Annotated in this window: 10 protein-coding genes; 4 read left to right on the top strand and 6 right to left on the bottom strand. The window is 38.1% G+C overall.

The genetic code is table 11. The features are described from left to right. Nucleotides 1-28: 28 nt before the first annotated feature. Together dinB and AC1M9D_RS07845 are read left to right on the top strand one after the other, a co-directional pair. Nucleotides 29-1,090, top strand: coding sequence for a DNA polymerase IV (gene dinB, locus AC1M9D_RS07850; RefSeq protein WP_481611891.1), 1,062 nt, complete (start codon nucleotides 29-31; stop codon nucleotides 1,088-1,090). A 364-nt stretch (nucleotides 1,091-1,454) separates the two neighbouring features. After that, a complete protein-coding gene (locus AC1M9D_RS07845) occupies nucleotides 1,455-1,808 on the top strand; it encodes a RidA family protein (RefSeq protein ID WP_481589192.1) in 354 nt (117 codons plus the stop codon). A gap of 44 nt (nucleotides 1,809-1,852) precedes the next feature. On the opposite strand, the gene AC1M9D_RS07840 is transcribed toward AC1M9D_RS07845, so the two are convergent. Beyond that, nucleotides 1,853-2,398, bottom strand: coding sequence for a DUF2726 domain-containing protein (locus AC1M9D_RS07840; RefSeq protein ID WP_092767397.1), 546 nt, complete (start codon nucleotides 2,396-2,398; stop codon nucleotides 1,853-1,855). Nucleotides 2,399-2,826: 428 nt separating this feature from the next. Further along, nucleotides 2,827-5,223, bottom strand: a complete 2,397-nt coding sequence (locus AC1M9D_RS07835) for a YgiQ family radical SAM protein (protein WP_481594791.1) — start codon at nucleotides 5,221-5,223, stop codon at nucleotides 2,827-2,829. Between the two features lie 326 nt (nucleotides 5,224-5,549). On the opposite strand from AC1M9D_RS07835, the gene AC1M9D_RS07830 reads away from it, so the two are divergent. Then, on the top strand, nucleotides 5,550-6,575 hold the full coding sequence (locus tag AC1M9D_RS07830; protein ID WP_481611890.1) for an alpha/beta fold hydrolase: 1,026 nt from the start codon (nucleotides 5,550-5,552) through the stop codon (nucleotides 6,573-6,575). 489 nt (nucleotides 6,576-7,064) lie between these two features. Further along, entirely contained in the window at nucleotides 7,065-7,607 is a 543-nt protein-coding gene (locus tag AC1M9D_RS07825; protein ID WP_481594786.1) for a type 1 glutamine amidotransferase domain-containing protein, read from the top strand. 40 nt (nucleotides 7,608-7,647) lie between these two features. Here the strand turns inward: AC1M9D_RS07825 and AC1M9D_RS07820 are convergent, their stop codons facing one another. The 4 genes from AC1M9D_RS07820 to AC1M9D_RS07805 all read right to left on the bottom strand — a co-directional run bounded on the left by AC1M9D_RS07820 (nucleotide 7,648) and on the right by AC1M9D_RS07805 (nucleotide 11,756). After that, nucleotides 7,648-7,959, bottom strand: coding sequence for an ankyrin repeat domain-containing protein (locus AC1M9D_RS07820; protein ID WP_481594787.1), 312 nt, complete (start codon nucleotides 7,957-7,959; stop codon nucleotides 7,648-7,650). Between the two features lie 56 nt (nucleotides 7,960-8,015). After that, on the bottom strand, nucleotides 8,016-8,690 hold the full coding sequence (locus tag AC1M9D_RS07815) for a hypothetical protein (protein WP_481594788.1): 675 nt from the start codon (nucleotides 8,688-8,690) through the stop codon (nucleotides 8,016-8,018). Between the two features lie 93 nt (nucleotides 8,691-8,783). Next, nucleotides 8,784-10,133, bottom strand: a complete 1,350-nt coding sequence (locus AC1M9D_RS07810) for an aromatic acid/H+ symport family MFS transporter (RefSeq protein ID WP_092767403.1) — start codon at nucleotides 10,131-10,133, stop codon at nucleotides 8,784-8,786. Nucleotides 10,134-10,505: 372 nt separating this feature from the next. Continuing rightward, nucleotides 10,506-11,756, bottom strand: a complete 1,251-nt coding sequence (locus tag AC1M9D_RS07805; RefSeq protein ID WP_481610870.1) for an esterase-like activity of phytase family protein — start codon at nucleotides 11,754-11,756, stop codon at nucleotides 10,506-10,508. Nucleotides 11,757-12,037 lie beyond the last annotated feature (281 nt).

Raw genomic sequence — 12,037 nt, 5'->3', positions numbered from 1 at the left:
TAAGGCATCTCATGATTGATTGAACATTTTGCGAAAGATAATTCATATCGATATGGATGCTTTTTACGCTTCTGTGGAGCTTAGAGAGCGTCCAGAATTACAACACTTACCTGTGGTCATTGCATCTCATCACCCACGGGCCGTCGTTGCAGCAGCATCATACCCAGCTCGTGAGTATGGCTTACGTTCGGCCATGTCGATGACACAAGCCAAAAAACTTTGCCCACAAGTGATCGTCATTGAGCCAAATTTTTCTAAATACCAACATGTGTCAGCCCAAATTCATAAGATATTTCAAAAATATACCAGCATCATCGAACCCTTATCGCTGGATGAAGCATATCTGGATGTCACTGAAAATTTACAGCAGATCCCAAGCGCTACTGAAGTTGCGATGCATATTCGTGATGAAATATTTCAGCTTACTGGATTGACCGCCTCAGCAGGCGTTGCACCAAATAAGTTTTTAGCCAAAATTGCATCTGATTGGAATAAACCGAATGGCATTTGTGTGATCAAACCCAATCAGGTGCAACAGTTTATCTATGATCTTCCACTCAAAAAAATCCCTGGTGTAGGAAAGGTCACACAGGAAAAATTAAAAGCTTTGCAACTCGAAACACTTGGGGATTTACAGCAGGTGGAAGAAAAATTTCTCACTCATCATTTCGGAAAATATGGCAAACAATTATTTCTCTATGCTCAAGGGATTGATGAGCGACCTGTTCAAAGCGAACGCCAAAGACAGCAAATTTCTAAAGAAACCACGTTTGATGAAGATCTTTTTTTAAACCAATGTGATCAATTTTGGACTTCACTGCTTTCTCGTGTTTGGCAAAACCTTCAAAACAAGGAAATGATCGCTAGAGGTATCAGCGTCAAACTCAAACTTAAAAATTTTCAAGTTTTACAACACTCTAAAAGCTTTAAACAACCTTTCAATCACATAGAGGATTTGCAACTGGCACTCAAATTATTGTTAATGGAAATGAATATTCCTGATGAATATCAGTTTAGACTCATTGGTGTTGGGGTGTATCAACTTTCAGAAAAACAACAAGACACGCAACTCAATTTATTCGGATTGTAAATTTCGTCTAGTTTTCATGCAAAAGAACAAAATTAAGTCAATTTTTTTCGCCTTTTTTTCCTTTTTAGAGTAATCTAATCGCGCAATACATTTACCCATGTGTCTGCTGAGATGTTGTTAGAAGACCTATATCTAACACATTTGTCCTGTGATTGGCGTGACAATCCATCCGAATATTACAGGGCACTCTAATCTGAATGGGTACAATTTCTTTTTCCTCCAAATATTTCTGATCTCCTCCCATAAAAATAAACTTTCAGAGATACAGCAATTAAACCGAATTCATAGTTCCAATTCCCCTATACTTTCTGAATCCTATACTGCGTTTCATAATCTATATTTATATCTATAAGGGATGAGTTTTATGTCTGTTCAACGTTTACACGTTCAAAAACGTTTTTCTGAGGTCGCTATTTTTGGTCACTTCGTTCATCTGGCAGGTCAGTTAGCAGAAGACACGTCGCTCGACATTCGTGGACAGTCACAACAAACCTTTGACATTATTGACCGTTTATTGGCTGAAGCAGGTACAGATAAAAGCCATATCATGTCTGTGACAATTTATCTAAAAGATATTGAAAAAGATTATGCAGCATTCAATGAAGTTTGGGATGCATGGGTTTCTGATATTCAAGCTCTACCGCGTACATGCGTAGAGGCTAAACTGTATCATCCCGATGTTCTTGTTGAGCTAACGGTAATTGCCGCGAAACCTTGATAAAAAAAAGCATGCCTGAGCATGCTTTTTTATTTCAAAGATGATTAGCTAAATGCGCGAATATCTGCCAATCGCCCAGCACTATACTTTTCTAATTTATGCTCAATCACGGATTCATCTCCCCATTCAATTGGCATATCCTCAGTGTATTCATCCAAAAAATCACGTCTTAACTGCACATATTCTGGGACAGCATGGTAAGAGATCACTTTGTATCCCGCGGTTTCAAGTAATGCATTTTGAAACTGTAAAGTATGTCCACGCTTGAATGAAAATTTATCTTCTAAACTGACAATGGCAAGAACTTTACAATCCTTATTCATCACCACAAAATCAGCAAACATTGACTCATATTTACGGCGTGTACGCGGTAACTTTGTGGTCAGTAAGGCGTCAAAAGAGACATGTGCCAAAATATGCGCATTTGGCATGATTTCTTTAAGACGATTGAAAGTTACTTGCTGATAGGGGCTAAACACTGCTCTTTGACGGAGCATGCTATCAGAGGGTTGTTGATGCTTTAATCCTTTATAAGCAATGAACAACACCACAGCGAGTATGATCACACTCGCGATGATCATGATATCCATGACTAGTATCCTTATTTGAATTCTTATCGTTAATTTCTTTTTTAAACTACTTCAAAAAACACAACTTTTATTATTGTTTCATTATGCTGATGCTAAACATCGCATAGTCCAAGTGAAAAGCGCTTCAGACCAAGCTTATATTAAACATGTTCTGCACTTATTGGCTATAGTTTAAAACATGAACCACATCACACTATTACATAATTGTTGGACAATGATGAAAATTTCATTTGAAGATAATACAATATCACCTGAAATGAAAAACTCAAAACCTCACTAAACTACTAATTTAAATTATTATTTTAAAATAAAAAAGAGACTTACCCAAATCAAGCCCAATATTTCGATAAAATGAGCATCATCGAAAATATTGTATAGAAAATGTTCAAAAAAGGACGCCGCAGCGTCCTTTTAAAAGAAATTATCATTTATGCACGAGACTTGGGTTTGGATTTACCCTTAGGTTTCCCCTCGCCAAAAGGTTTTTTGCGATCTCCAGTCTCACGTGGTGGCAAACCAGTGTGCTGTGTCAAGATTTGGCCTTTCTTCGGACGATTATTTTGTCCTTGTGATTGACCACGATTAGCGGTTTGACCCGTACGTTTTTGTGAATCACCTGCAACAGTTGAATTTTTCTTACGTGCAGATTGATATTGACCATCCGTGCCCTGAGGCTGATACGTCGGAATCAAATGTTGCTTAGAATTACCAATTAAGTCCTGACGACCCATTTCTTTCAAAGCTTCACGCAGTAAAGGCCAGTTATTTGGATCATGGTAACGTAAGAAAGCTTTATGTAAACGGCGGCGTTTTTCACCTTTTACAATGTCGACATCTTCAGTATAACGTGCCACTTTCGCAAGCGGATTTTTACCGGTGTAGTACATGGTGGTCGCAGTTGCCATTGGTGATGGATAGAAGGTTTGTACTTGGTCAGCACGGAAACCATTCTTTTTCAACCAAATTGCAAGGTTCATCATGTCGTAATCGGTTGTACCCGGATGCGCCGCAATAAAGTAAGGAATAAGATATTGTTCCTTACCTGCTTCTTTACTGAAACGATCAAACATTTGCTTAAAGCGATCATACGTCCCGATACCTGGCTTCATCATTTTATTGAGAGGGCCTTTTTCGGTATGTTCAGGTGCAATCTTTAAGTAGCCACCGACATGATGCGTGACTAATTCTTTGACATATTCAGGGTTCAATACTGCAAGGTCATAACGTAGACCCGAACCGATCAAAATCTTTTTAATACCGGGTAAAGCACGAGCTTTACGATATAACTGCGTAAGAGGTGCGTGATCAGTATGCAAGTTTTGACAAACACCCGGGAACACGCACGATGGCTTACGACAGTTCTTTTCAATTTCTGGATCTTTACATGCCAAATGATACATATTGGCTGTTGGACCACCTAAGTCCGAAATAATGCCTGTAAAGCCCGGCGCCGTATCACGAATCTTTTCAACTTCACGTAAGATCGATTCTTCAGAACGGTTTTGAATAATTCGACCTTCATGCTCCGTAATCGAACAGAAGGTACAACCACCGAAACAACCACGCATGATGTTCACAGAGAACTTGATCATGTCAAACGCTGGGAAACGCGCATCGCCATAAGATGGATGTGGTAGACGTGCATAAGGCAAGTCGAACACATAATCCATTTCTTCTGTGGTTAATGGAATTGGCGGTGGATTAATCCAGACATCACGCTCACCATGCTTCTGCACGAGTGCGCGCGCATTCCCTGGATTGGTTTCTAGATGCAAAATACGGTTTGCATGGGCATACAGCACAGGATCATTGGCAACTTCTTCAAAAGAAGGTAGACGAATCACAGCCAATTCACGTGGTGGCAACTTATGCTTAATCGCCTTAGATGATGGCTGTAACTGCACGATTTGCGTATCTGCATCCAAATTGTCGCCTTCACGAACAATCGGATTACTGACCACTTCTTTTTGGAAATTCTGATACTGCGTTAAGCTGTTGCCTTTGTCTTTCTCAATTTCACAGCCATCAATATCTTCGGTCATCACATATGGATTGATGATTGGATCAACACGGCCTATGGTATCGACATCATTTGATGCGATCTCAACAAACTTGGCTTTTGCTGCACGGTTATGCTTATTAATAATAAATGCAGTACCACGAACATCAGTAATGTCTGTAATTTTTTCGCCTTTGGCTAGACGGTGCATCACTTCAATGATTGAGCGTTCACCATTACCATACATTAATAGATCTGCTTTTGAATCCATTAAAATAGAACGACGAACTTTGTCAGACCAATAGTCATAATGCGCGATACGACGTAATGAACCTTCGATACCGCCTAGCAGAACAGGAACATCAGGGAACGCTTCACGACAACGTTGACAATAGACTGTTGCTGCACGGTCAGGACGTTTATTCGGTTGGTTATCTGGAGAATAAGCATCATCTGAACGGATCTTACGGTCAGCCGTATAACGGTTGATCATAGAGTCCATGTTACCTGCCGATACGCCCCAAGCAATATTTGGTTTACCAAGTACACGGAATGCTTCAACATTCGTCCAGTCTGGTTGGGCAATAATACCAACACGGAAACCTTGCGCTTCAAGCACACGGCCAATGATACCGGTTACAAATGATGGATGATCGATATAAGCATCACCACAAACAAAAATAAAGTCACAACTATCCCAACCGAGTTGGTCCATTTCCTCGCGTGACATCGGCAAAAAAGGCGCGGGTTCAAAACAAGACGCCCAATATTTGTCGTAATCAAACAACGCTTTTGGCGCAGTCTGAGCGGTATAAGCAGTAGACATGGCTAGCAATTCTCGGCTGGCAGATGGAAGATCAAAAATTAGATCAAAGATGAAAGCCGATAATTTTACCATGAATTCAACTCAACTTGCTTGATTAAAAAACAATCAAATACAACTGCTTAAATTTTCTATTCATCACTGATGACCTAAGACCTATTTTTGTACATTTAACATACAACCAAATCTAAACAAAAAATAATATGCATTTAATTTAAGCAACTTAAGCTTAACAATTGACTCAATTCTTTTACGACTGATGATTTGGGTAATAAACAAAGTTGCTTTTCATTTTTATAGTGTTTGAAAAAAATGAAAGGCGTTTAAGCGTGCTCAAAATAATACTCACAACCGTTGCCACTATGATGGCTTTATTACTTTCTAATTTGGCTTGGACTCAATCTAAAATTCCACAGTCTTACCAGCAACAAGCAGCTTGGCAACAATTACAACAAAGCCTCCCTTTGAAGTTTCGTATCAACGACCAAAACAAACCACATGAGTACTACTGGAGTTGGAATGATTACCGTGTACATGTCGATGCTTATCCCAATACTAAAGCGCCAGCCAAAGTCATTTTATTACATGGCGTAGGTACAAATGGTCGTCAGATGAGTTTAATTCTTGGGCGTCCACTTGCCCAAAAAGGATATGAAACCTTCGCATTGGATTTACCCGGTTATGGTCTGACACAATATCCTTCAAAAAAAGAAATTCGTTATGATCATTGGGTGAAATTGGTCAATGATTTTGTGAACGAACAAGCGCAAAAAGATGATCGTCCTATTTTCCTTTACGGACTCTCAGCAGGTGGAATGCTCACGCTACATGTGGCCATGCAGAATAAACATGTCGATGGCATCATCGGAATGACCTTTCTCGATCAAGAGTTTAAAGACGTTCAAAAAGGAACCATGCGTTTTAGTGCTCTAAGCCCTGTTCTTTTGCCAAGTATGAAAGCAGTTGCACATACCCCTTTGAAGCAAATCACCTTACCTATGTCCTTGGTCTCAAAGATGTCAAAACTCACCAATGACCCTGAAGCCCTACGCATCATGCTGGCTGACAAAACATCTGCAGGTAATAGTATGAGCGTGGAGTTTTTAAACAGCTATATGCATTACCAAAAACCATATCCTTTGACTCAGTTTAATCAAGCACCTGTGTTACTGACTCAACCTGAACAGGATCAATGGACTCCTTTAAAATTGAGTCAACCTGTTTTGACACAGTTGAAAGTACCTTATCGTGTGATGAGTTTACAAAATGGTGGGCACTACCCTGTTGAGCAACCTGCATTAGATCAGCTGATAAAATACAGTGATCAATTCATTCGTGAAAATATAAAACGCTAAATTGATCTATTGAACGATAAATGAATCACTTAGATTGTTTTGTAAGCATTTTCCTACAATCATCTCTTCCATTGTCGGCTATGCATATCAACGACACTGGACTATTCTTAAACCATCAGGAAACAGGAAGTTTCCCAAACAAAAAACAACAATAATAAGTTTGAGCATCAGGACGTGAGGTACGACAGGAGTTATACCTAAAAGCAGCCGATACGAAGAAAAGCCCATCAGGAAGATGGGCTTTTCTTTTTCTTACACATAAAATTTTTTAAGCACACTACACGTTGTCACGCTTGTAAAACAATTATGCATCATGCTTTTTCGCTTTCACAACACTTTCATGCATTCTATTTGTTAGCTTTAAAGTGTGTCACGCAACAACTCTTACTGTAATTTCCAAAGTGCAAGCGACTTATCCTGTTCCTACAACACGGAATAGCCTAGAGCAAACCGCTTACATACAAAATTTTAAAGATTGAGGATGTGAACATGGCAAAAGCTTTATTTATTACTGCAAATTTTGGTGTTGAAAAAGATGAATTAATCAAACCCTTAGCATTTTTAAAATCAAAAGGGATTGAAACCTATCATGCTGCTGAAGAAAAGAAATCTGTTCAGACTGTGGTTGGGGATCAAGAGCCTTCTGATCAAGTTCAACCTGATTTAAGCTTCGAGGAAGTCATCGCAGACGATTATGACATCCTGATTATTCCTGGGGGAACGGTGAATGCGGATAACTTGCGAATTCATCCACAGGTTCAAAAATTGATTCAAAGTTTTGCTGACCATCAAAAACCAATCGCAGCTATTTGTCATGCGCCTTGGACGTTAATTGATGCACAACGTATCAAAGATAAAAATTTGACGTCTTATAAGTCAGTAAAAATTGATTTAGAAAATGCAGGCGGTAAATGGGTTGATGAAGAGGTGCATCGTTGTAATACTGGCGGCTGGCCGCTCATTACATCTCGTTGCCCTGATGATATTCCTGCATTTAATGAAGCCATTTATAAAGAATTGACGCAGTCTTAAAAGATTAAAACCCCTTTTTAGGGGTTTTATTTTGCATGTTTTACAGACTTTTTAAGTAATCTACGATTTCTTGCTCGCCTGCCATTTCAGCAAGTTCTAAGGCCGTAAATTGACCTTTGTAAGCCACATTTGCACCTTTTGCGACTAGCAGTTGTACTACATCTAAGTACCCATTCTCTGCGGCTGCTTGAAGTGCGCTATAACCTTCATCATCAATTTGGTTTACATCAGCTCCGTTGTTTAAAGCTGTTTCAACTTCTGTGATTTCGCCTAATGAAGCCCAATAGATGAGTTCAGGAAGATGAAGTTCGCTATCATCGTCAGGGAGTGGGGAGATGGAATTAAAGTTCATTTTCTTGCTCTCTTGATGAATAAGATATATTGCCTTAATCTTAAAATTAGAACTACTCAAAAATTTTCTAAAACTTTCTCTAAAAATCTAGGGAACTTAATATCTTTTGCAACACATTGATATGTTCCGTCATCAAGTTTCTTTATTAATACAATTGCATCGTCTCTAATAATGTTTTCTGTATTTATTCGTAGTAAATCAGTTCTACTGTAGCCTATGCCTGCTGCAGAAAATACTAATCCCAAAGATACTAGAAAACAAAATATTATTGAACTAAGAGCTGACTTTGATGCTTTTAGCATAGGAAGCAAAAAAAGACCAGATACCCACATTAATATATAAAGATATGCGGAAAAGATAGTAGGCTGCATAAAAAAATGATTTTCATATTTTGTAAGTAACCAGAAAATCACTGCCAGTATTAAGCCTCCTCTTGCAAACCAGATTACAGAGTTTATATCTTCATTTTTAATTCTTTCTTCAATTACATCCCACTCACTTCTACTTATATCTTTACTAAAAAATTTAATGAGTTGATTTATTGCGCTTATAAAGATTAGTGGTATACCAATATGATAAAAACCACTCATAAGGTAATGTCTAAAATTTAAAACATCCGCAACTTTTACATTGAGTTCATAAAAATAGCTAAATTCATAGATGTAACCTAAAGCAGCAAAGAAAATTATGAAGCTGATTAACCAGTGTACCCCTTTTTTTGTATTATCCAATTATCATTAAATCATTGAAAATTAGATCTTATTTTATTCGATATTAATAAAATAAAAAGCCCCCTTACGGAGGCTTTTAAAACATTCATTTATTTAAGCTTTGGCAATACTTGGCTGACTTGAACCAATCTTTTCAGATTCACTTTCATTCATAATCAGAGCCACTGCAATTGCGGTAATTAACACAGGTAAACCTACTGCCATAAAGTTAAAATGCGCTGGTAAGTTCATCCCTAATAAGCCACCAATCAAGATTGGACCAACAATTGCTCCCATACGACCAATCGCAGATGACCAGCCAATCCCTGTTGAACGAACTGCCAATGGATAGTACTGAGCTACGTAGCTGTATAACAACATCTGTGAACCAATCGATGCAGCACCTGCCAAGAACACCAAAATGTAAAGTAACAGCATATTCGACTGGAAGCCCATTAAGCTCATCACAATCGCACCCATTAAACCTAAGAACATTAATACAGGTTTTAAATGGTAACGGTCTGCCAAGATACCACCGCCAACGATCCCCACTACCGCACCAACATTCATGACCATCATGAACATCAAGCTATTATCCATTGAGTAGCCCGCAGCCATCATCAATTTCGGTAACCAGCTGCTGAGAGCGTACATGGTTAATAAGCATGTAAAGAATGCAACCCAGAACAACAATGTATTTACAGCGCGACCACGACGGAACAAGCTGACAACAGTTGCCGATTCAGGCTCATCTACTTGATCAAGCTCGAAAGTTGTATCTTTCTCAACTTTTACTTTAGGTTCAATCTTCGCCACAATTTGACGAGCTTCTTCCTGACGATTTTCTTTTACGATGAAAGTTAAAGACTCAGGTAAGAATTTCCAAATAATTGGAAGTAAAAGTAATGGAATACCTGCGATAAAGAACATGATTTCCCAACCAAAACTTGGTGTAAACCATGAACCTAATAATGCAGCCATCACACCACCTACCGCATAACCACTAAACATAGTAGTTACCAAGGTGCTACGCATTTTTTGAGGTGCATATTCTGAGGTCAAAGCCACAAGGTTTGGCATAACACCACCAATCCCTAAACCTGCCAAGAAACGCAAAATACCGAACTCAGTTGGATTGGATGCAAAACCACCCGCAAAGGTTAATCCACTGAATAAAATAATACAGATCATAATGACTTTTTTACGGCCAATCTTATCTGCTAAAGAACCAAAAATCATTGCGCCAAACATCATCCCTGCAAGTGCAGTACTTGCGAGCATGCCTGCTTGAACAGCACTTAAACCCCATTCATCCATCAATAATGGTAAAACTACGCCATTAATTGCTAAGTCATAACCATCAAACAGGATAATGAGTAAACACCAAGCGACAACATTGAAGTGAAATGGTGTGAATTTAGCATGGTCAATAATTTTATTGACGTTCATTGCTTGCTGTGACATTCCTCACCTCCTGTGAGAGATCGTATTTCAATAATCTTTAAGCACGATCCAACCAACTTTGAATTTAATTGTTGTGAGCGACGCATCAAAATTGTGTGCTTAAAGTCTGTGAGGTAAATTTCACATAATTCTGTGTTAATAAAAATTGAACGTTAGTCTAAAATCCAATCAAAATTAGGTTTTTTATCTAAATATCGCATTAGACCAAAGTTGGTTTGACTTATGAAAATCAGTGTTTCCATCATTTTATTGGTGAGTAATGATGATATCTCGCTCAAATACGAATTTATTAAATTACTTATTTCATTATGATATTTTTCACTTAATTTAATAAAAAACCTCATAGATCAAAATCCATGAGGTCTCGAACAATTAATATAACTTTTTGTCTAATTTAATCTGAATAATTTCATTATCATCTGCAAGTTTTGCATTACGTCCACTCGAACCCGGGAAATTATTGTCATTCAGAACTGTGATTAAATCAGGTCCTTCAATCACAATATCTTCAATGGTAAAGAATGGAAAACCGAAACGCTCACCCGTCATAATATCGCCCTCACGTGGCGTACCATATAATAGATTTGGATTCGCAATATCCATTAAATTGACCAAGTCAGTCTTATTAACCAACCTCTTCGGTTCATTCAGTTGTATGCGAACTAATTTCTTGAAACCACCAATATTATTTTCAGAATCATCGCGCTCAATCACAACACCTTCATTTTGACTAAATAACTGGAAATCACCAATTGCTGTTGCTTTAGGATCGAGCTCAAAATAGTAATGGTCATTTGTATACGCTTTTTTAGCAATATCAAATTTTGAAATTAATAAATGTCTTTGCGCATTCTTGCTTAATGGTTTTTCCAGCATTGGATATAAATATTGACCATCTAGAGAAATAGCCATACCTTCAAATCCACCACTTCTTTGCACGAGCGCATTTTCTATTTCAGCCGCACTTTGATGAAGTTGATTTTGTGGAGATCGAAGCTCTTCTCCTTCTTTTTCAGGATGAGGCAATGCAATCGGAGCACTCTTTAAGACACCATCAGCACTAAAATGCAGTAAAAATGGACCGAATTCATCTCCGATCCAAATATCGCCATTTTTATCACGCTGTATAGATTCCGGATCAAAATCAGCACCTGTTAAAAGTCGTTCTGGCGTACTCTCATTGACAATTTTGAATGGTACTAACTTATTCGGATCACGAAGCTGTATATGAGACAGTACTTTAACGTTATTTGAGTTGGTCTTAGTAGTTCTAAAATCTACTGAAATATTATAAAGACGTAATAGATAGTCTGCTGAGTTATCTTGTGCACCAAATCCATTATCAGACATTACAAGATACGTTCCATCAGCATTTTTTAATGCCCCAGAAAATCCTTGAACTGGCTGACCTTTAAATGGTGGATAAATACCATTTGCACCTTTAACATAAAGTCCTGAATCTGGTCCATCGGCATAGGTAGCCACATCAAGCTTTGCAAATGAAACAAGTGTAGGTTCATTTATTTGATTTTGTTGATCTGAGGTGATCTTATCATCAGAATCATTACAACCGCTAAGGGCTAAAAATGACAATAGCACTGTGCTTAAAAGTGTCTTGTTCATAAATCCATATGTATCACTTAATTAAGGACTCATGATTAAACGGCATGATGGTGTCATTCCTCTGACAGATCAATGAAGATTTGATGAAGGCTTTTATTATTAGTTCCTCACTATATAAAAATCTTTATCAGTGAGTTCTAAGATACATTTCCCTTTATATTTAATTCTTTATTTTTTTCTTTACTGCATAAAAAAACACCCCCTTCTATTGAAGGGGGTGTTTAGAATAATGAGCTGGCGATGACTTACTCTCACATGGGTAACCCCACACTACCATCAGC

It is taken from the genome of Acinetobacter sp. ANC_7682 (assembly GCF_056779795.1).
The sequence above is the reverse complement of the archived record's forward strand: the minus strand, read 5'-3'. Positions and strand labels throughout refer to the sequence as shown.